This window comes from Candidatus Thiodiazotropha sp. AKIB8 (assembly GCF_058244675.1).
This window is the reverse complement of sequence record NZ_JBSYOO010000042.1, coordinates 22,751-43,804: the sequence shown is the minus strand read 5'-3', so window position 1 is coordinate 43,804 and position 21,054 is coordinate 22,751. Positions and strand designations below refer to the sequence as shown.

Below are 21,054 nucleotides of genomic sequence, written 5' to 3'. Positions count from 1 at the left end.
ATTGCCGGATCAAGACCCCAGTTTTCACAGATAAGCGTGTCACTTGATTAGATCAACCGGGATAGAACTGGGAGTATTTACACGATTGTCGCTGAAGTTGCAGTCGTAATAACTACACCAGTCATCGTAGGGTGATTAGTTCCAAGGAGGGCTGATTACTGTCACAGATAGTGATAATCAGCCCTTGCTTAGCCCAAGAAGTTATCCATGGAATCGTGACGTCGCCCCGATCATCTATCGGTGGCAAAGCTGTAGTCATCACGAAAGGAGTGATTTGTGTGAAAAATGCCAGTGCAGTTGTATACAGCATGTTGCTGCCTGAAAAATAATATATAGCCTCGCTGAAAAGTGGGGATGGAGGATGTAGTAGATGGCTCGTAGACACCTACAACGTCAACACGCACAAAATATTTTTAATGTACTCGCCGACGAAAAATCACCGGATGATTCGCCGTTGGCCAGACAGATTCTGACATCATGGCGCAGATGTGCCGTTAATGATGAACTGGATCCATTACATATGCACAGGCCTGCGGTGGTCGATGCCTCAGCCCTAAGAGAATTGTGCCAGCGTTTTGAAGGCTTTTTACATCTGGCTGAGCCGGAGATGCTCAATCTGCATAGCTCTCTTAAAGGATCAGGCTATGCACTCATCCTCACCAATAATGATGGGGTTATACTGAATCATCTCACCAGTGACCGACTTATTGATGACTTTCGAGAAGCAGGACTCTGGGAAGGCGCAAACTGGGGGGAATCCCATGTCGGCACCAATGGCATAGGCACCTGTATCGCCGAGGGTAGACCGCTCACCGTACATAAGGACGAACATTTCCTCACCCAGAATATACACCTCACCTGTTCCGCCGCACCGATCCACGACCCCCATGGTAACCTCCTGGCAGTACTGGATGCCTCCTGTTGCAGCAATGAAGACAGCACCTCTGCTCAGGTTCTGGCACGGGCACTGGTCGCGAACTCTGCACAGATCATTGAGAACCAGTATTTCCTGCACTACATGAGAAAATGGCGAATACTGCGTTTCCACCAGCAAGTGAATCATCTCGGACTCGCCTCTGAAGGCCTGTTGGCGATCGACGAGGAGAACCGGGTATGCGCAATCAACAGAAGTGCACTGAGGATCCTTGGCATTAGCGACCGCCAGCAACTACTGAATCAAAATATAGACTTTGTCCTCAGTAAGGATCTTAACAAGATGCTGCAGCAAGCCTCCAACGGAGACAACAGCATCTTTCATTTCCAGGATCAGCGCAACGGCAGGCAGCTATTCGGACACCTATTCCAATATAAAGAAAAAATCCGTCGCGATAACAGAGAGCTATCGATACCACCAGCCAAAACCAATCCTGATGATTGCCGCGGCGAGCTCTGCGAGTTATCTGTACTCGCGGGAGAAGACCCGTTTATGAAAGAGGCTGCCCGCCGCGCCAAGCGGGTAATGAACAAACGCATACCTATTCTCTTACATGGTGAAACCGGCACAGGTAAAGAGCTTTTCACTCAGGCTATCCACTTGGCCAGTGATCGCCGTGAAAAGCCCTTCGTGGCACTTAACTGCGCATCGATACCTGAGACCCTGATCGAAAGTGAACTCTTCGGCTATCGCCAAGGAGCCTTCACCGGAGCCCGCAGGGATGGAAGACGTGGTAAGTTTATCGAATCCGACGGTGGCACCCTGTTCCTGGATGAGATAGGAGATATGCCCCATACAATGCAGTCACGCTTGTTACGTGTATTGGAAACCCAGGAGGTAGTACCCCTGGGTGGGGATCAACCTGTAAAAGTGGATCTTCATGTGGTCACGGCAACCCATCGCGACCTGCGCAAACTGGTCTATACCGGTGAATTCAGGGAAGACCTCTACTACCGTCTGAATGGTATTACCCTCGATCTTCCCCCTTTGCGTGACAGAGAGGACTTGAGCAGGATCATCGTCAAGGTTCTGGAAGCAGAAAACGATACCGGTACCGCATTAAAAATCTCCAAACAATCGATGGATGCCCTTCTGAGCTACCAGTGGCCAGGCAACTTACGCCAACTACGCTTTGTCATACGAACTGCAATCGCGTTATGTGAAACTGGCGAACTACAGCTGGATGATTTCAATCTTGATTATGCGCCACCACCACCGCCAGAAACAAAACAACAGGCAGCACCATTGACCCAGGAACAATCCTTCGAAAAACCTCTTCCTGAAGAAGTGGACGAAGAAGACAATCCGCTTCAGTCCGCTGAACAGCAAGTCATTCTCGCCACCTTGGGAAACAATGGCTGGAACATTTCAAGAACTGCCGAAGCATTGGGAATGAGTCGTAACACCCTCTATAGAAAACTAAGAAAGCACGGTATCAATCAAACCCGTTGATAGTTGTAAGAATATATAGAGCTATCCGGTTAATATCAGCAGCCCATGGGTGGGGATAGCAATCTTCTTATAATTACGATGCGTGATGGTGGGGCATGGCCCCACCCTACCCAATTTAATATACATAGGATGGAGCTACCCTTAGTGATGGTGGGGCGTGGCCCCACCCTACCCATTGATATACTTAAACCTGAGAACACCTGTAGGGTGGGGCCATGCCCCACCAACTTAACCCTGAGAATAAGTGTAGGGTGGGGCCATGCCCCACCAACTGCCTAGCTAAGAGAGAGCGTAATACAAGCAATAAAAAAATCGCCTTTTAAACTCATACATAAATTATTTATGAGTAATCGATACTACAGCTAAGAAAATAGTTCTCAGAAAATGTCAGAGCTCAGTTTCAACCGCCGCAGCCACTTTCATCGCCTTCTGCCGAGCTTGTTCAATATCCCCGCCACGCGCCAATGCCACCCCCATTCGACGTTTGCCTTTTACCTCAGGTTTGCCGAAAAGTCGAAGTTGAGTATCCGCATCAGCAAGTGCAGTTTCGAGATTTCCAAAGCGGACTTTATCTGATTCACCGTCTACCAAAATGACTGCAGATGCCGATGGACCATGTTGCATGATATTTGGGATTGGTAAACCCAGGATTGCGCGGGCGTGTAGCGCAAATTGCGATAGATCCTGCGCGATCATCGTCACCATACCGGTATCATGTGGGCGGGGAGATACTTCACTGAACGTGACATCATCCCCTTTAATAAACAGCTCCACGCCAAAAATACCACGTCCACCCAAAGCACCCGTTACCTTCTCAGCAATCTCTTTGGCTTTAGACAATGCGCTATCACTCATTGGTTGTGGCTGCCACGACTCCTGATAATCCCCATCCTCCTGACGATGACCTATCGGTTTACAGAAACTGACACCGTCTATATGGCGTATGGTCAACAGAGTGATCTCATAATCAAAATCTACAAAGCCCTCTACAATGACCCGTCCAGCCCCGGCACGACCACCCTCCTGCGCATAGGTCCAGCTCTTCTCAATGTCAGCTTCACTTTTAATGGTGCTCTGACCTTTGCCTGATGAACTCATAATCGGTTTTACCACACAGGGGATACCAATTGAGGTGACCGCTTCAACAAAGTCCGCTCTATTGTCGACAAACTTATAGTTGGATGTTGGGATACCCAACTCTTCCGCTGCAAGCCTGCGAATGCCTTCACGGTTCATGGTCAGTTTTGCCGCATTAGCAGTGGGAATCACATTAAAGCCTTCCCCTTCAAGCTCAACTAAAGTGTCTGTGGAAATCGCTTCTATTTCAGGCACGATATAGTCAGGCTTCTCCATCTCAATCACTCTTCTCAACTCATCACCATCCAGCATTGAAAAGGCATATGAGCGATCTGCCACCTGCATTGCCGGTGCGTTTTCATATCGATCACAAGCAATCACCTCACAACCGAAACGCTGCAATTCAATGACAACCTCTTTACCCAACTCCCCTGAGCCACAGAGAAGAACTTTCGTTGCATGAGATGAAAAGGGTGTTCCAATGATTGTCATCGTCGGGTCCTGTAGAAAGTAAAAAAAGAGGGTAAGAGAGAAAATATAGAAGAATTAACTGCCAAGTCCAGCTTGTGCCTTATTGGCCGAATGAACCCTGGGTGGCGTATGGCTGCTTTCCAACCAGTTGATCAATTCCAGCCACTGCTGACGGTCTTTTTTCATCGAGGCTGTTTTGAGCTCTACAATGGCACAACCGTTCTCTGCGGCATGGACATAGTTTTGAGTATCTCTCAAAAAAGCAACCAGAGGGATATCCAGTAGAGCCAGGGTCTCTTGTAGTTGCTTGAACGCACGAGTGTTTAAACGAACCCGGTTGGCCACAATTCCCACAGGTATATTGATACCCATCTGACGGCATAGTGTGGTCAGCTCCTGAAGAAAATCCAGCGTCACATGGCGGTCAATCGCTGATGGGAGTACCGGAACAATCACCGCTGAGGCGTTGCGCAGCATGTCCATCATATCGAGGCGTTTCATTGAAGCCGGTGTATCCACCACAACTCGCTCTGTCTCCCCTGGAACCCGCTGGGCAAAAGCCCGCGTGACAGCCCCTTGAGTTGGCTTAGCCGCAAATACACCATGAATATTGGAGAACTCTTCAGAACGAAGGTCAAGCCAGCGCTGACTGGAGCCCTGAGGGTCATAATCGAACAATGCAGTCGGCGTCCCGGCCGAGGCGTAGTAACCCGCCAGATTGGTCGCGATAGTTGTTTTTCCACAGCCTCCCTTGCTGTTGAGTATCAGAAGCCTTTTCATCTCACCAAACCTGTTCCTGTGGTGAATTTGAGGAATATTCCTCCTATTCTACGCCAATTACAAGCCAGGATTACTATTCCATCCAGTCTTGAGGGCTGTGCGATTAATCCGTAATCAATCCACTCCTCCTATCGCTCTCTATCAGAGATCCACTGTTACTTGATTCCGGACACCTTCCCTGGCATCAATCCTATTCTTGTCCAACCACTCTATATAACCCCTAACCCATTGATATTCAATAAAAGGAGTCAGATGGAATCGACACAAACAGAGCCTAAGCGGGACACTCCTGCTGCACCAGACTCTCTTCAACAGTCCGTCCAATCTCCGCCGCATTCTGTACCACGTGAACATCCAGCTCAGCCAAACGTTTCATTTTGGCCTGGGCCGTATCGTCTTCGCCAGAGATGATGGCTCCAGCATGTCCCATGGTACGACCTGCAGGTGCAGTAGCTCCGGCAATGAACCCGATCAGTGGTTTTTGCATATGCTCTCTTGCCCAGGTTGCCGCCTCGACCTCCTGAGATCCACCAATTTCACCAATCATCAATACCGCATCGGTCTCAGGGTCTGTAGCAAACTGCTTCATCAGGGTCAGAAAATCACAGCCATTGACCGGATCACCACCGATGCTGATACTGGTAGATATGCCCAGACCCAGTTCACTCATCTGTTCCACCGCTTCATAATTGAGGGTACCGGAGCGGGAGACCACACCGATTCGTCCTTTACGGTAGATATGAGCCGGCATGATTCCGACCTTACACGCTTCAGGGGTGATCACCCCTGCAGTATTAGGCCCGATAATAATGGCGTCATGACCGATCAGATAGCGTTTCACCCTGACCATATCCTGTACAGGCACACCATCGGTAATCACCACAATCACCTTGATTCCCGCGTCAATCGCCTCCATTACGGCATCTGCTGCGAATGCAGGTGGGACAAAAACCACACTGACATCCGCCCCCGTCTGCTCCACCGCATCTGTAACAGTGTCAAATACTGGCCTGTCGATGTGTGTTTGACCGCCCTTACCAGGGGTGACACCGCCGACCACCTGGGTGCCCATACTAATCGCTTCCTGGGCATGAAAAGTGGCGTGCTGACCGGTGAAGCCTTGAAAGATGACCCGGGAATCCTTGTTGACCAAAATACTCATGCCGCCCCTCCTGCAAGTGCTTTAACTGACTTCTCAGCCGCATCACTCAAACGATCGGCATGTATGTAGTGCAAACCTGAGTCGGCCAGAATCTTCCGCCCCTCCTCCAGGTTGGTACCGGCCAGTCGCACCACGATAGGTACATTCACCTCCTGATCCGCGACTGCTTTGACAATACCCTCTGCTATCCAGTCGCAGCGATTGATGCCTGCATAGATATTCAACATCAAAACTTTGACATTCGGGTCTTCCAGAACGATTCGAAAGGCGTTGGCAATCTTCTCGGGTGAAGCACCACCGCCTACATCAAGAAAATTGGCAGGCCGTCCTCCATAGAGGCTTATCGCATCCATGGTTGCCATGGCCAGACCGGCACCGTTGACAATACAACCAACGCTGCCATCCAGTGCAATGTAGTTAAGATCATGGCCAGACGCCTCAACCTCTTTCGGGTCCTCTTCATCGAAATCCCGTTGATCGGCAATCTCAGGCTGACGAAACAGTGCATTGCCATCAAAGGACATCTTTGCATCCAGGGCCAGAAACTGCCCATCCCCGGTGGATACCAATGGATTGATCTCAGCCATCAATCCATCCTTATCGCGAAAACAGCGATAGAGACGTTTCATGATGCGTGCAGCAGCATTTATCTGCTTACCACTAAGACCGATACCTGCAGCCACTTTGCGGCATTGAAAATCCTGTAGACCTACTGCGGGATCAACCACCTCGTTAATGACCTTGTCCGGAGTGGAGGCGGCAACCTCCTCGATATCCATACCCCCGGCGGCAGAGGCAATCAAAGTGATCCGCTGGTTAGCCCTGTTGATCACAATACCAAGATAGTATTCAGCCTGGATATCCTGTAACTGCTCAACAAGCACACGGTTGACCATACGCCCCTGCTCACCGGTCTGCTTGGTAATCAGGTGACTGCCAAGTAGCTTTTCAGCATGCTCACGCACTTCATCCAGATTCTTGGCTAGCAGCACTCCTCCGGCTTTTCCTCGTCCCCCTGCATGTATTTGAGCCTTAACTACCCAACCCTCACCACCAAGCTGTTCGGCCGCGGTCAGGGCCTGATTGGCTGAATGGGCCATTCGACCCTCGGGTACAGGAATTTTATATTGACGAAAAAGGTCCTTGGTCTGATATTCATGGATGTTCACGCAGCGACCCCCGGCTTGGTCAGTCGCTCAACCTGAGCCATCTTCTCCAGCAGCACCTCAGCCTGTCGAATGGAGGCAGCATCGATCATGCGACCATCCAGACTGACTGCACCCAATCCTTTGGCGGCAGCCTCATCCATCGCCTGGATAATTCGTTTCGCGCGATCCACTTCCGCATCACTCGGCGTGAACACCTGATTGGCCAGTTCTATCTGAGCAGGGTGAATGGCCCATTTACCCTCACCACCCAGAGCAGCAAAAGATTTGGCCACTGCCAAATATCCTTCGGGATCACTGAAGTCACCAAATGGCCCATCAATAGGACGTAAACCGTAGGCCCGACAGGCCACAATCATACGGGACATGGCAAAGTGCCATTGATTTCCCAGGTATGTCTGCCGGTTACCGCTGGCATCCGCATCGGCCAACACGTGATAGTCAGGATTGACGCCGCCCATGCTGACGGTTCGCGCCTGAGTGGATGCAGCGTAATCTGCCACACCGAACACCAGAGCCTCGAGTCGATCTGGACAGCTTTGTGCTATTGCTTCTACGTTAGCCATCCCCATTGCCGTCTCGATCAGAGCATGCATATTGATCTGCTTGAGCCCTTTTGCCGCTTCAATCTGCTCCATTAGAAGCGCCACAAATTCAAGATCTGAAGGTTGACCAACTTTCGGCACCAGAATGGTGTCCAGCTTGTCCCCTGCCTGTTCCACCACATCAACAATGTCGCGATAACAGAAGTGGGAATCCAAGCCATTGATTCGGACCGATACCGAACAATTCGACCAGTCATAATTATTGAGTGCTTCAATTGCGTTTTTTCTGGCTTGCTCCTTGTCAGATGGTGCAACCGCATCTTCCAGATCGATAAATACAAGATCAGCACCAGAGTGCGGCGCTTTTTCAAGCATTCGTAGATTACTGCCCGGTACAGCCAGTTCGCTTCTATGCAGGCGATTCTTGAAGGCCATATTTGGATTCCTCCGTGTTTTCTGCCCTGAACAAAAACAACGGTCTAGCCGCTGTTTCCAAGTTCAGTATTTATGATTTTATAATCCTGGTTTGTTGCAGTTGCTTTATATTCATGTCGTATCGCATGATTGGTTATTGCGCTGCAATATATTCAAACCGGGTACGTTCTGCCCTGTTGTGGGAATTTTAGTATCCACAAGCAGGGCAAGTATTTAACACAGGAGTAGAGCAAATGACAGTGACTGTCATCAGTTAAAAGGGAATTGAGCGATAGTAATGAGTTCAAACTCTTATCAGAGTATGACAAAGCGCGGGCGGAGCCTGTGTTTCAGCATGACCATTAAATGAATGCCAGATTCAATCCAATATTCATTATATTTATAAATAATCAATTACACCGTGACTCATCATCTGCAGTTCAGGCAATCCCTGAACAGCTAAAAACATAAAATTTCAGCAAAACAGGTTAACACTCAGGGCAAAGATACTCCCGGCCGCACAGTAATGAAACGATAGGGCGCTGACAGCACTCCCTGCTCGGTAGTAATCAATACTTTGGCCTCCCACTCCATCGAGTCTCTAACGCAGACAGGTATCATGCCATCAGCTTCGTAGCGACCTGACTCAAGCTGTTGCATGACCACCCTGTTGTAACCCATATTCATGTCGACACCGGTAAAGTCCACTTCCACCTTGTCTGCATCAACACCGTTAACCTGAACTTGCAGTTTCAAAGGTTTTACCAGAGGTATCTCTCGGGGTTCGATTGAAAAACTAATCCTTATATCAGGCTCTATTGAGGATACGCAGGACCCTTGACGTAGGTCGCATTGAGGATCAACTGCAGCTGATTGACTGATCTCTGGAAACAGAATAGGCCATGCCTTGTAAACCGCCACCAAACAGACCGCAGTTAACAAAATAGCAGCAGCAATCCATAGCACAATTGTACTCTGACTCTGGTTATCCTTACTCTTTTCACTCATCGAAAAACATCACATGATTAATAAAGAAATACATAATGCAGACCCTTGATTGGGTCGATTGTTCAGCCTATTTATTGAGACAACTTATTGGTTACTTTGTATACAACCTTTTTTCAAATTTAAAGCCAATCTTTAAGCCCGAAAAACAATCTATTTATCAAAGCGTATTTTAGATTGATAAACACTCAAACTGACTTAAAAACCTTAATCTTCTAGCGCCTTTTGGTGGGGCATGGCCCCACCCTACCAAGAATATAAAATTTGTAATCAGCTTCCTTTTAAAACAGAGGTATGGTTTTTGTCAGAGTATTAATTTACTGATAGTTGATATAGCTGATATATCACAAGCTGCATCAGCGTTTCAGCTCCTCTTCAATGTAACGCTTGATGTATTTCTGACCATTTAAGTTTGAACTGACCACCCAGACCACCATTAGCATTGCCAACACAAGAATCAGCGGTGCTGCGGTGGGTATAAATAAGAGTATAAACAACAGTACCAGCATACCCACACCCATAAACTTAAACCCGCGTTTCCATGCCTGCCTGATAGCTTCCTCTGCTTGAACGGGCGAATCGATCTCTGCCTCGCGAAGTGCATCCCGCATCATCTCATAGCCTTGTTGATGACGTCTTTGCATGCGTCCGAACGGGTCGTTCATTTTCATATAAAAATTGTCTCCAGAAAAGCATACCCAAATGAGTTGCTTATTACGGATATTGACTGGGCTTACTGGTGTAAATCAAATCTATAGATGAATGATGCAAATGCGGCGGCTTGAAAACAGGGTATTTATGAGATTGGCTGAGAGCAGATTGAGATCGCAGGGATAGGCACGGTATGATTGCAGATGCAATCCAGAACAACCAACAAAATCGTCTCTACGAATTTATGGCGTCCCCAAGGGGAGTCGAACCCCTGTTACCGGCGTGAAAGGCCAGTGTCCTAGGCCTCTAGACGATGGGGACAGGTCTTCACAAAAGGCTCCAATATCTGGAGGCCACCTGCAAAGTGGAGCGCGAAATCTACGGTACTTTCACCCTGCTGTCAAGGGCTTTCCCACAAGAAGAAGTAATTATTAACCCGTTATTTATAATGGGGTACCTCAACTGGACTCATGTTTGAAACAGCGGAATATGCCCTATGGGTTCAACAGGTTCCTCCGCATGTTGAGGAAATCCAACCAGATAGCCCTGAATAAAGTCGCAATCCTGCTGCTGTAAGAATTCCAGTTGAGATTCACTTTCAACACCTTCCGCAATCACGTCGATCCGAAAGGCATGGGCCAGTTGAATCATCGCGGTAACAAGACTGGCATCATAATTGTCGGCGTTAACATTTTTTATGAAATCCCTATCTATCTTCAACAGATCAAATGGGAATTGACGCAGATGGCTGAGGGACGCCTGTCCGGTGCCAAAATCATCCAGCGCTATTCTCGCACCAAGCGCTTTCGCCTGTTGAAGAAAAACGTCGGCTTCAGCAAGTTCCTGGGTGAGGGTATCTTCAGTTATTTCCAGAATCAAACTCCCAAGCGGAATCTCACCATTTACCAGACTTTCCAGCAAACCTCTGCAGAATGTAGGGTCGTTGAGTAATCTGGCTGAGAGATTAATCGATATTGCGACGGTCTCATCGCGTAACAGACTCTGCTCCCGCTGGAAAGCAATTGCATGTACCAGCATCGGCTCAAACAGAGTGTTGATAAGCCCGGTCTCATCCAACACCGTGAGAAATGAATCAGGATCGAGCAGGCCACGATCAGGGTGCTCCCAACGCAGCAGCGCTTCAAAACAGAACAACCTGCCGGTATACGTTTCCACAATAGGCTGAAAGTGATATGTGAACTGCCCGGAATCTACTGCGTTGCGGATATCATTTTCCAACATCAGACTTTTAGAGGCTCGGGCGGTCATATCTCCACTAAAAAAGCGATAGGCTGACCGCCCCTGACGCTTGGCCTCATACATTGCAGTATCAGCATCTCTTAGTAGATACTCCACTGAGACATCATCATAGGGCGCTATGGCAATACCGATAGACGCCGACACCCGCAGTTCGTTTTTTGCAATGGTTATCGGTGCTTTGATGGCGTTCAGGATCTTTTCTGCCAAAGGCTCCATATCTTCACGGCTGCTGATACCTTCAATAAGGACCGCAAACTCATCACCACTTAATCTGGCCACAGTATCCGAGCTACGCATCAAAGAGGTCAGGCGCTCGGCAATCACTTTCAGCAACTCGTCACCGACCAAGTGCCCCAAACTGTCATTAACCTGCTTGAATCGATCTAAATCGAGAAACATCAAGCCAACTAAAAACTCACCTCTAAGTGCGATCTCCAGGGCATGCGCAAGACGATCCCTGAACAGTACACGATTTGGTAATTGAGTTAATGCGTCATGATGTACCATGTGGTCAAGATGGCTCTGCCGGCTATGTACTTGTCGGCGCATTTCACTAAATGCCTCCACCAGATCTTTGGTTTCCTTAAGATTAGATCTTGGCTGAGTTGTGGCCTCTAATGAACCACTTGCTTCCATCTTCAATGCCAGAGCGGTTTCAGCTATCGGCTGCAGCAGATTACGTTTTATGAATTGATAGGCAAGAACAAGCATTAACAAGCCCATCAAGGCCAAGAACAATATAGAGGTCGATAAACGCTTCGCCGTTTGTGCCAGCCGGGTTATATCCTCTGCCGATTGTGCATCCAGACCCAGATCGATAATCGACATTCGTTGACGCATGGTTTTTAACAATGGATCGACCTGATCTCTCATAAAGTTCAGATCTCTACGCCATGTTGGTGTATTCATAACCTCTTTGACTTTATTAAAGTCGTTCATCCAGGTGGCAGAATCGACCTCGATTCTGCTCAGAGTATCCATCATGGTAAAACTGGGTTTGACACGATCATAGTGATCCTGAAGGAATCTCAAACGTTCCATAAATCGATCAGCATAGTCAAGAATAGTGTCATAGCGATTTTCCGGCAGTGGCGCAGACTCAGACATAAAGAGACCAAACCGATTCGCTATCACCAACCGAAATTCTGCTGTCAACCCAAGCCAAAGTCGCTGCATGGATGAGACCTGCACAATCAGGTCGTCCTTACTATCGGGGCTGTATTCAGCCTCATGAAGGAGTAGCTGTAGATGCCCAAGCACTCTCTGGTTGTAGGGATACATCTCCTCCAACATGAGTTTCATAGCAGGAAACCAAGCCTGAACATCCCGTCGTACTTCTATAAGTTGATAGGTTTTACGATGTAGTTTATTCCGATCATCCAGCAGGGCCTTGGCGACGTTCGGGTCTCCTGCTGGTAGTCGCTGTAGCGCTTCAGCAAGGTCATTGAGGATCTCACCCAATTGCCTCAACCCATGTTTGGTATCGTCCAGATCCTCTTTCTTGGGATCGATGAGGATTCTTTGCAAGTGACTTTCTATATTATTCAGTTGTGTCTGAGCATCTGCCAGAACACCAGAGGCCAGGGTTCTGGAGGTGATATTAGATATCTGTGACTGAGTGGATGTTTTGACGAGATTCCAGCCCAATAATGCAAAGGCGAGCAGCACTGCACCAACCAATACTGCCAAATAGGCATAGCGACCCCGATAGGAGTCGAGACCAGGCAAAAAAGATGTAATGCTCTTCAAGAGCATTCCCTATTTTTCATTTTAATTCAACATATTGCATACATATTCGAGAGCCCATCCAACCGATAAAAGCTACTCCTGTAGTGATTCCCTACCTCTATACCTTATCGAAATTCTTGCCCCACTAAGTTCTATAGCAGGGGCTTAAAATGGTGCTTCAAAGCTAGATCTGTTTTAGAAGGCATTGAAAATGGGTAACTATTCCCAAATCCGCCTATATTGCTGTTAGCGTCATCCCGACCTAAATCCTTACTACAAAAACAATCATCAAAATTTTTAATTAAAATACCGTTCAATATATCAACTTGAATCGCGCGGGAGTATACAAGATATGGCTGATCTACGGTTGACCTTGAGCAACCGATTGACAAATATACCAAAAACCCGGATTTTTTAGATCCGGGTTGCTATACAGACTCTGCATATGGAGAGAGTGGCTTATATCTCTGTCAGCTTACCCTCGAAGACAATGTCACCCTTCGGTTTATCTGTAGGCATATCTTCCATCTCCTCAACAGAGACCTTAAAAGCACTTTTAGCTTTAGGCATCATAGGTAGCGCCAACTCCTGGCTACCATCATGGGGCAGCACCCCTACAGCGTGTAAATTCCCATTCTGATCCTCCATCCACAATTGACACACCTTACCGGATGGTAATTGTGTGGGCTCCACAGCACTGACTTTGACCAAATCATGATTGGGTCGAGCAGCAACCACCCATCCTGTTCGATCCTGATCATTCATGACCACCAACAGACTGTTCATCTCCGACCCAGGCTGGCCGCTCATCAGCACGATGCCAAGTGCAACTACCAGTGTCGTGGCCATCATACCCAGATTACGCCAGAAACCGAGGCTATCCCATACACTCGTTGCCGAGGACTCATCCAGATGGGATTCCCGGACAGGCGTCAGGCGCGACTCCACACCTTCCCAAACAGAAGCTGGTGGCGCAACAGGATCAATACTCTCGAGCATCGGCGCAAATCGCAGCTCCCAGGCATCTACCTCCTCCTGGAGTCTGATATCATTTTGCAGCTGGCGCTTGAAATCCTCTCGTTCTTCTCCTTCAAGGGTTCCGAGAACATACTCACCTGCCAGAGTATTGCTATCTAATTTTTCATCTTTAGGCATCATTTTCCAGACACCTCCTAAGTTGATTCAAACCACGACGTATCCATGTCTTGACAGTACCGAGTGGTGTATCCGTGTGGGATGCCAACTCATCATGAGTTAACCCTTTGAAATAGGCCAACACCAGCACTTGTCGCTGTTGATCCTTCAATTGTCCAAGACACTCCTCCAGTCGACGACCATCATCACTATGAGAGAGGCTATCCGGTGGCAAAGGTGCACCATCTACCTGCTCCGGCACACTTTTGTCATCACGATCCATGACTTCCCGTTTTCTTTTGCGCAGCAGATCCAAAGCCTGATTGCGCGCAATGGTCGACATCCAAGTCAGCGGTGCAGCCATATAGGCGCGGTAGCTGGCTGCATTGTTCCAGATCTTGACGTAGGCATCCTGCAAACAGTCCTGCGCCAAATCATCCCTAATTAATATACGTAATACCACGCCATATAGTTTCGCCGAAGTCATGCGATACAAACGCGCGAAGGCCTTGCGATCATTTAGCGCACATGCAGCAAGTAGCGATTCGAGTTCCTCATTGCGCTTTTTAATCGCTTGCTGTGGATCTAGATCCCCATTTTCCATTGCCCCCTCCGAGGGTCTGAAACCAACCCTAAGGGTACTGGGCTGACGCTTTAGCAGCAAGCAGAAGAGGCTTTGATATAGATTGCATCACTCCTGATTAATAGGTTCACCCATGAAACCAGAGAACTTCAGACACTGCTTTCCGTTGATTTCAACAATTTGCACCGTCTCCCCCCTTCCGCGTCCAAATCCCTGTATAACAGCCTCATTCTCTGAGACCGGCTGCAGAGGCAGTCTAACCAGACTTTCACTAAGATGTGGTGCTCGATAGTGCAGACATAACACACCGCTCTCTTCACTTAGATGGAGATCCTGGATCGAGAAATCACCATCAGGATTTATAGTTCTATAACTTCCCAGGCGCTTGCGCCAAACCGTCTCCCAAGGATCTGACTCGATCTTATTGCCAAGAATAATCTCCTCCTCTCCCCGGTGGGCGACCAATAGATCCATACCATTTTGCTGGCGTGATTTGAATCGTAAATCCCCCAGCACCCGATAGCCATCTGGAAGGCTGTCGATACTCTGTTGAGTCAATCCCAAGCTGCCATCATCAAATCGAACCAGATCAAGAATGCGTTCTATAATGCAGGCGCAAAGCCTGGGGTGTTCTGGATCCACCATCAGCAAACCAAGATCCGTCGCATAGCCACCAGATGGGGTTTCAAACTGAGGGTTATCCTGCTCAGTCAACTGCAGAGGCTGTTGATGACTCTCCCCACCCTGAACCATCAATGCAAGAGTTAAAATAGTAGTTGCCAATTCACGGGCCATTCGATTACTTCCAGCACCATTTGCCAACACAGCCACCCCTAAACCATGCTTGGGCAATAACACCATCTCTGCGCCAAACAGCAGGGTACTGCCGCCATGGCGAACCTGTCGTCCAGTGTTTGCATAGTCTTGTAGAAACCAACCCATTCCCGGTGAGATACCCAGGGAGATCTCACCATCTACATTTTGCGGGCGCCACATCTGCTCAATCAGAGGCGCAGAGACACCAGGTAAATCGCGCTGCAGAATACGGGTCATAAGTCTGCCCGCATCCCGAGCAGACATATAGAGGCCAAGAGCAGGCATATCCCGCAGTGGGGGTAAAGGCCTGACCTGACCATCCAGATGTCCGGAAGAGAGTTGCTGCCGCATCTCCTTTGTCAGTAAAAAACCACTACTTGACATCCCCAACGGTTCGAACAGATTCTGCCTCATATATTCGGCATATCGCTCAGAGGTTTGTGATTCGATTAAATGACCCAATAAGTCATAACCGAGGTTTGAGTAGCTATAAACCTTGTTGGGATGATAAGCAGCATATTCATTACGCAGCAGTTCTGTCACCTTGGTGAAATAGGTATCGGTATACATCCCTTTACGCAGATCACTGGGCAAACCACTACGATGGCTTAATAATTGTCTTGGCGTGACTGACATCGCAGAAGATTCACGGCGACGAATTGAAAACATGTCAAGCTGCTCTTTGAGGGGCGCATCGAGATCTACGCGGCCATCCGCCACAAGCTGCATGATACCCAATGCAGTTACCGGTTTGCTCAGCGAACCTGCACGAAACACCGTATCTGCAGTTACCAGCTCACCGGTACGACTGTCTGCATCCCCAAAACCTTCGACCCAAAGCGTACCCTCACTATTAACAAGAGCAACACTGATACCGGGTACAAACTCCTCTTCAAGCATTCGCTCGATCAACTTCAAAGATTCCGAGCGAACCTGAGCCATATGGGCTCCAGGAATCAAACTTCCCCCACTCGATGCTTTTTCATCCACTGAGGTACAGGCTGATATAGAAAAGATCAGTGCAACAAAGACTACTCCCAGGCGAGAAAGCACATTACACCTCTTGTTGGCGAATACCGGCCCTTTTGAATCACAGGGCAGGCAAAGGATGAGCAAAGAGAATTATAGCTATGAATTGGCGGCAATCTATCACCACTACTCACAAACATCTTCCAGGCATATCAAGAGATCCTTCTGCTCATCCAACCTGCAATCCCGCTAGTATGACGCACCACACTAGGACCTGTTAACACTATCCACTTTACCAGTTGAGCGGTGTACCAACATCGATCAGGATACTACCGTAACCTTCATCTACTCCGCCCTGTACCCTGTGACTCGTCTTTGCATAGCCACCCGAATGAAGGATCGAGTTACCATAGGAGTCGCCGATACCAGGCTGTACAGCTGTAGCCAATCTTGTGGAGTTTGCATGACCGTCATACAGATCCGGGTTTTGTCCTGTGACATCGAATCCACCGGCATACAAATTAGATGAAAGAATCATGGCTGCTGTGATAATTAATGTTTTCATTTTCGATTTCCTCGTTTTAATTAAGAGCTGATGTTTCAGCTTTCAGTTACCTATACGGGACGAGTCGAAAGATGGATTCAAAATTATTTCAACTGTTTTTCAGCCTGCCTTTCACCTGCCGAATGATCCATAATCAAGATTAGATACCAAGCGGAAAATCAACTCTGCAGCTGACCGAGGCTTAGCCTGAAGAATAAAATGGGGACCAGCAAGTTTATAGTGACTAGCCCCTTCGTACCTCTGTAGCAGTTCTAAAGAATGGGCCCGATCAACCAGTCTGTCATCAGCGGCCTCTATTACTGCTACTGGCTTCTCCACACTATTGATGGGTAGCGCCATGGTTCTGATCTGGCTCACCCTCTGCGTAAGCAGATGCTCTGGTACCTCCCTGATGGTTTGCAGAAACTCCAGTATCAACTCATCTGTGGCTTCACTTCCAAGCAGAAACAGCTTGAGCAGGTATTTCGGTATGGGAAAGTTCACTACCCGCTTCAGAGGCACCATCTGCATTAAAAACAGTAACAGAGGTCTTGGTGGCGAGATAAAACTGGCGACGAAGATGACGCCCTTTAAATGGTAAGGCTTCGCTTCGAGGATATAGGTCGCTATACCTCCGGAAAATGACTCAGCCAACACCACAAAAGGCTCCTGGGGCAGCTTCAGCATCAGGCTCTCAGCTAACGACTGATAATCCTGAGAAGTACAGTCAGGTAAAGGAATTAATTCTACATCACCATGATATTCCTCAATAAATCGCCTAAAAAGCCGTCCTGTACCATCAAGACCAGGTAATAAAACCAGTTTCATACCCCCCCTTTAGGGCCCTTCTATTAATCAGTTTAAGTCACATTACTTTCATAATACTGCAATCTTTTTCTGCGATCATTATGTGTGCTGAAGAGCGATTGACGCGCTGAGTTTTTGTTCTGCGAATCGGATTTCGTACTCATCAAACAGTGCGATAGACATGCCCAATAGCTTAATCGAGAGTTATGCCAATGAATACAAACTCCTTAAGACCTTACCGCAATTCAAGTTATATCGACTATTCCGTAGGGTGGAGATATCTTTTCGACAAGGATTATCGAGCCAATGTGCAGGATCGCTGGGCCGATCAACCGCGGTTTTTGACGGTTACTGAGATAATCATTGGCATCGGAAGCATCCTTTTCTCTACTATCTTCCCCCTGCTGATCACATTTTTTGTGCTTGATGCCTGGGTTTTATAGCGTATATTTCTCTAACTCAGCCCAGTGTTACGTCCTTATCAAGGGATGGGCCACTGCCTGCGAGCCACGCCCCGAAGGAGGGCTGAGGCTATATTTCCAACCAGCATCTGGAGCGGAGGAGAGTTAATAAGACGGCAGTGCTCTCATTCGATATTCTGTTCCCACTTATAGGGAAACAGTATATCAATCTCATGCCAGATATAGCCGATATAAACAGATATTAGCTCAGTCTATTACAAATAGCCCCGCATTAAAGCGGGGCACATTGTCTGCTCAATACCTAAGATCCACTATATAATTTCACAACTTTTGCAAATTGTTCCTCAGAGAGGACTCGTTTCATATTATCTCTACAGTCAATTTTTGTGCTGATAATAGTGCTACGCAACTCTAGCATCTTAGAAGCCAAGTCCAATATTTCGGCTTTACTTTTACCAGCCATTGTAGCGTCATAGATACTCTTCTCCAGCTCGGTAATTTGTGCCACTTTTGCATGCATAGGCTTACCGTGACTTTCTCGCCAGGCAGCTAACTCTTTAGACTGCTCTTCACTAAGATCCAGTGCCGCCTCATGCTGTTTTACAACCTTCATGTAGTTCGGCATTGGACTGGCATGTTTCATCATTTGAGGAAAATCATGCATTCCATGTTGTTGCTCGGCCTGAGCGTTCAGGGAAAAGAAGAGTAATGAAACACAGATAGCAACGACTGTTTTTCTCATATTTATTGTTCCTGTTATTGCAGAATTTTAGATTTCATGGATAGTGCTTTACACTTAAAAAGTGTGCCCCATATCACATATTTTGGCAAGCCATTCTGGTGTTCTACCGCCTGATACATAATGTTTCCCCAAGGCAGGCCAATACTAAGTAAACCTTCCATTTACTATGGCTACCACCATTCTGGCATCAGTTTAGTAGACTCTTACAAACACCAGAATTGATATTCAGAAAGCGGCTATTTCAATTTGTGTTAACAGACCCTGGGATGCTGGGAACTGGCTAACACTTTATTTATAAAATCCTAAAAATCTCCCCCACCTATAACTTCTTTGAGAACAGCGCCCTATTTTACCTTCCCCCCATAAGTATCATAAAACCAGGTCAGCACTCATCGCTCTGATGTGGCCGATCGTGATAATAATTAGGAGAAGGATCCATGAAGGAAATATATAACTTACCCTTGATAACTACTGCCGCAATGGTTTTCGCTGTTGCAACCGGGTGTGGTAGTGATTCTGAAAACAACACATCCAGTACCAACGACAGAGAACAGCAAGAGGCTGAAAATCTCAATAGCTCTCAATATAGTGCTGACGCTTACAATGGTAATGAAGCAACGGCTTCTAAATCAAAATTCAGAAGATCAAGAGACAAATGGAGATCGAACAGCAGACCAGTTGCTGATATAACCGGTAACCATACCTCTTTTTCTGGTGAGACAGTGACTCTTGATGGCAGTGACTCCTATGATGAAGATGGTGATACTCTCAGATATTTTTGGAGACAAGCCAAAGGACCTGCGTTACCAATTGATAATCGCTTCGAAGACACCCTGACATTTGTTGCACCCCAGGTTACTGAGCCAACGCAATTTTTGTTCTATCTGATAGTGTTTGATGGAAAGTCAGCAGACCTGACAGGTTTCAGTCTTCAAATCTCTCCTGTTGCTGACAGCAGTCCGCCATTGGTCAGCCACCGATACCCTGTTTCAGATCAAGTAGATACTCCGATCAACTCAGAAGTAAGCGTCACATTCAATGAAGCACTTTCAGAGAGTAGCATCGATGAGACAAGCCTTACTCTTACTCACAGTGGATCACTGATTCCTGGCAGTGTCATCTATGACGATGTCAGTCACAGCATAATTTTTTCTCCCAACAGAGAATTACTTGATGGTACACAATACACAGTCACCATAGGAGAGGGTGTCCAGGATATAGCGGGGAATCCAGCACTTTCCGAGAGCTGGCAGTTCGTGACAGCGATCAGTGACGATAACACTGATGATATTCCCGATGATGGTGTTGACGACAACCCGGATGACGGTACTAACGACAACTCTGACGAGGGCAGTGATGAGAACCCGGATGACAGTGCCGACGACAACCCTGACGAGGGCAGTGATGAGAACCAGGATGACAGTGCTGACGACACCCCTGATGAGGGAACTGGTGATAACTCAGGATTCAATCTAGGCGCAACTACTCAAGATACAATCGATGCGTGTATGGATGAAGCAGATAAACAGATGCTGACTCTGGTGAACAATGCTCGCGCACAAACTCGTAGTTGCGGAACTGAAAGTTATCAGGCTACGACTACATTGGCATGGAATTGCCAGCTTGAAAGCGCAGCTTATGGTCACTCCGCATCCATGGCTGAAAATAACTTCTTCAGTCATACTGGTGAGGATGGCAGCAGCCCCGGTGACCGTATCAGTGATAGTGGTTATGTCTGGAGAACCTATGGTGAGAATATTGCCGCAGGCTACAGAGATGCCGAGTCAGTTATGGACGGCTGGCTCACAAGTCCTGGGCATTGTGCCAATTTGATGAATGCCAATTTTAAAGATATAGGAGTTGGTATTGTAAATGGCAGCGGTTCATATGGAATCTACTGGACGCAGGACTTTGCAGCTCAATGAAGTAGTAGAGCACTGACCAGTACAACTGGGTGTAATTAAGTTCATTAATAATAGACCAGCTGAACTGGTTAGGTAGGCACCAACAAAAAGGCCGGTAGACACCATGTTACCGGCCTTCTTTTTTTAACATCATAAAAAATTTCACTGCTAATGGTATGGACCCCCCTACCCTGGATGGAGAGCAAGTTTCTCAATCATACTTTGAAGATGAGGAGATCTGTGTGACAGATACTTACCAGGCCAGAAGTATTAATAGACTCAGTTCGATTAAGATGCCTGATAAACAATAGTAATGTTTATTGGCTATTATAATAGACTAAGAGTAAATAGAACCTGAACTCATACTACACTCAACTTTTTAAGGTGGGGTATGGCCCCACCCTACAGTTGGCCAATACGATTACACTATGTTGATTGAGTATGTCAGCATAGTAGTTGGGTATGGTGGGGTTATTCATTTGACTCAA

Annotated in this window: 17 protein-coding genes and 1 tRNA gene; 3 read left to right on the top strand and 15 right to left on the bottom strand. The window is 47.5% G+C overall.

The annotated features are described in order from the left end of the window. The first annotated feature begins 370 nt into the window (after positions 1-370). The gene (locus tag AC4IFB_RS14955) at positions 371-2,386 is read left to right on the top strand and encodes a sigma-54-dependent Fis family transcriptional regulator (protein WP_490775376.1); all 2,016 of its coding nucleotides are present in this window, start codon (positions 371-373) and stop codon (positions 2,384-2,386) included. 387 nt (positions 2,387-2,773) lie between these two features. On the opposite strand, the gene purT is transcribed toward AC4IFB_RS14955, so the two are convergent. The 14 genes from purT to AC4IFB_RS14885 form a co-directional block, all read right to left on the bottom strand. After that, positions 2,774-3,955 (bottom strand): formate-dependent phosphoribosylglycinamide formyltransferase, encoded by a 1,182-nt coding sequence (purT, locus tag AC4IFB_RS14950; RefSeq protein WP_490775377.1) that lies wholly within the window; start codon positions 3,953-3,955, stop codon positions 2,774-2,776. A 54-nt stretch (positions 3,956-4,009) separates the two neighbouring features. Then, a complete protein-coding gene (locus tag AC4IFB_RS14945; RefSeq protein ID WP_490775378.1) occupies positions 4,010-4,714 on the bottom strand; it encodes a ParA family protein in 705 nt (234 codons plus the stop codon). Between the two features lie 274 nt (positions 4,715-4,988). After that, complete coding sequence (gene sucD, locus AC4IFB_RS14940) at positions 4,989-5,876, bottom strand: succinate--CoA ligase subunit alpha (RefSeq protein ID WP_490775379.1); 888 nt, start codon at positions 5,874-5,876, stop codon at positions 4,989-4,991. Continuing rightward, the gene (gene sucC / locus AC4IFB_RS14935; protein WP_490775380.1) at positions 5,873-7,045 is read right to left on the bottom strand and encodes an ADP-forming succinate--CoA ligase subunit beta; all 1,173 of its coding nucleotides are present in this window, start codon (positions 7,043-7,045) and stop codon (positions 5,873-5,875) included. Before sucC ends, sucD begins: the two co-directional genes overlap by 4 nt. Further along, positions 7,042-8,022, bottom strand: a complete 981-nt coding sequence (locus tag AC4IFB_RS14930) for an HpcH/HpaI aldolase/citrate lyase family protein (RefSeq protein WP_490775381.1) — start codon at positions 8,020-8,022, stop codon at positions 7,042-7,044. Before AC4IFB_RS14930 ends, sucC begins: the two co-directional genes overlap by 4 nt. Positions 8,023-8,496: 474 nt before the next feature. After that, positions 8,497-9,009, bottom strand: coding sequence for a hypothetical protein (locus AC4IFB_RS14925; protein WP_490775382.1), 513 nt, complete (start codon positions 9,007-9,009; stop codon positions 8,497-8,499). 353 nt (positions 9,010-9,362) lie between these two features. Then, positions 9,363-9,677 (bottom strand): hypothetical protein, encoded by a 315-nt coding sequence (locus AC4IFB_RS14920; protein ID WP_490775383.1) that lies wholly within the window; start codon positions 9,675-9,677, stop codon positions 9,363-9,365. A 225-nt stretch (positions 9,678-9,902) separates the two neighbouring features. Then, positions 9,903-9,978, bottom strand: a tRNA-Glu gene (locus tag AC4IFB_RS14915). Between the two features lie 147 nt (positions 9,979-10,125). Next, positions 10,126-12,666, bottom strand: a complete 2,541-nt coding sequence (locus AC4IFB_RS14910) for a putative bifunctional diguanylate cyclase/phosphodiesterase (protein WP_490780574.1) — start codon at positions 12,664-12,666, stop codon at positions 10,126-10,128. 438 nt (positions 12,667-13,104) lie between these two features. Further along, complete coding sequence (locus AC4IFB_RS14905) at positions 13,105-13,803, bottom strand: anti-sigma factor (RefSeq protein WP_490780573.1); 699 nt, start codon at positions 13,801-13,803, stop codon at positions 13,105-13,107. Then, positions 13,793-14,383 (bottom strand): sigma-70 family RNA polymerase sigma factor, encoded by a 591-nt coding sequence (locus AC4IFB_RS14900; protein ID WP_490780572.1) that lies wholly within the window; start codon positions 14,381-14,383, stop codon positions 13,793-13,795. Before AC4IFB_RS14900 ends, AC4IFB_RS14905 begins: the two co-directional genes overlap by 11 nt. Before the next feature lie 87 nt (positions 14,384-14,470). Next, entirely contained in the window at positions 14,471-16,231 is a 1,761-nt protein-coding gene (locus tag AC4IFB_RS14895) for a serine hydrolase domain-containing protein (RefSeq protein WP_490780571.1), read from the bottom strand. A gap of 208 nt (positions 16,232-16,439) precedes the next feature. Further along, positions 16,440-16,712: a hypothetical protein gene (locus AC4IFB_RS14890; protein ID WP_490775388.1), complete on the bottom strand. Its 273-nt coding sequence runs from the start codon at positions 16,710-16,712 to the stop codon at positions 16,440-16,442. Between the two features lie 111 nt (positions 16,713-16,823). Further along, positions 16,824-17,519, bottom strand: a complete 696-nt coding sequence (locus AC4IFB_RS14885; RefSeq protein WP_490780570.1) for an alpha/beta fold hydrolase — start codon at positions 17,517-17,519, stop codon at positions 16,824-16,826. 191 nt (positions 17,520-17,710) lie between these two features. Between AC4IFB_RS14885 and AC4IFB_RS14880 the strand changes: the two genes are divergently transcribed. Then, on the top strand, positions 17,711-17,941 hold the full coding sequence (locus AC4IFB_RS14880) for a hypothetical protein (protein WP_490775390.1): 231 nt from the start codon (positions 17,711-17,713) through the stop codon (positions 17,939-17,941). A 280-nt stretch (positions 17,942-18,221) separates the two neighbouring features. On the opposite strand, the gene AC4IFB_RS14875 is transcribed toward AC4IFB_RS14880, so the two are convergent. Beyond that, positions 18,222-18,662 (bottom strand): Spy/CpxP family protein refolding chaperone, encoded by a 441-nt coding sequence (locus AC4IFB_RS14875; RefSeq protein ID WP_490775391.1) that lies wholly within the window; start codon positions 18,660-18,662, stop codon positions 18,222-18,224. A 437-nt stretch (positions 18,663-19,099) separates the two neighbouring features. On the opposite strand from AC4IFB_RS14875, the gene AC4IFB_RS14870 reads away from it, so the two are divergent. Then, complete coding sequence (locus tag AC4IFB_RS14870) at positions 19,100-20,587, top strand: CAP domain-containing protein (protein ID WP_490780569.1); 1,488 nt, start codon at positions 19,100-19,102, stop codon at positions 20,585-20,587. The last annotated feature ends 467 nt before the right edge of the window (positions 20,588-21,054 follow it).

Excerpts from the sequence above, each read along its gene's own strand:
- AC4IFB_RS14955 (WP_490775376.1), top strand. The coding sequence starts at position 371 with ATGGCTCGTAGACACCTACAACGTCAACACGCACAAAATATTTTTAAT.
- purT (WP_490775377.1), bottom strand. The coding sequence starts at position 3,955 with ATGACAATCATTGGAACACCCTTTTCATCTCATGCAACGAAAGTTCTT.
- AC4IFB_RS14945 (WP_490775378.1), bottom strand. The coding sequence starts at position 4,714 with ATGAAAAGGCTTCTGATACTCAACAGCAAGGGAGGCTGTGGAAAAACA.
- sucD (WP_490775379.1), bottom strand. The coding sequence starts at position 5,876 with ATGAGTATTTTGGTCAACAAGGATTCCCGGGTCATCTTTCAAGGCTTC.
- AC4IFB_RS14930 (WP_490775381.1), bottom strand. The coding sequence starts at position 8,022 with ATGGCCTTCAAGAATCGCCTGCATAGAAGCGAACTGGCTGTACCGGGC.
- AC4IFB_RS14925 (WP_490775382.1), bottom strand. The coding sequence starts at position 9,009 with ATGAGTGAAAAGAGTAAGGATAACCAGAGTCAGAGTACAATTGTGCTA.
- AC4IFB_RS14920 (WP_490775383.1), bottom strand. The coding sequence starts at position 9,677 with ATGAAAATGAACGACCCGTTCGGACGCATGCAAAGACGTCATCAACAA.
- AC4IFB_RS14905 (WP_490780573.1), bottom strand. The coding sequence starts at position 13,803 with ATGATGCCTAAAGATGAAAAATTAGATAGCAATACTCTGGCAGGTGAG.
- AC4IFB_RS14900 (WP_490780572.1), bottom strand. The coding sequence starts at position 14,383 with ATGGAAAATGGGGATCTAGATCCACAGCAAGCGATTAAAAAGCGCAAT.
- AC4IFB_RS14890 (WP_490775388.1), bottom strand. The coding sequence starts at position 16,712 with ATGAAAACATTAATTATCACAGCAGCCATGATTCTTTCATCTAATTTG.
- AC4IFB_RS14885 (WP_490780570.1), bottom strand. The coding sequence starts at position 17,519 with ATGAAACTGGTTTTATTACCTGGTCTTGATGGTACAGGACGGCTTTTT.
- AC4IFB_RS14880 (WP_490775390.1), top strand. The coding sequence starts at position 17,711 with ATGAATACAAACTCCTTAAGACCTTACCGCAATTCAAGTTATATCGAC.
- AC4IFB_RS14875 (WP_490775391.1), bottom strand. The coding sequence starts at position 18,662 with ATGAGAAAAACAGTCGTTGCTATCTGTGTTTCATTACTCTTCTTTTCC.
- AC4IFB_RS14870 (WP_490780569.1), top strand. The coding sequence starts at position 19,100 with ATGAAGGAAATATATAACTTACCCTTGATAACTACTGCCGCAATGGTT.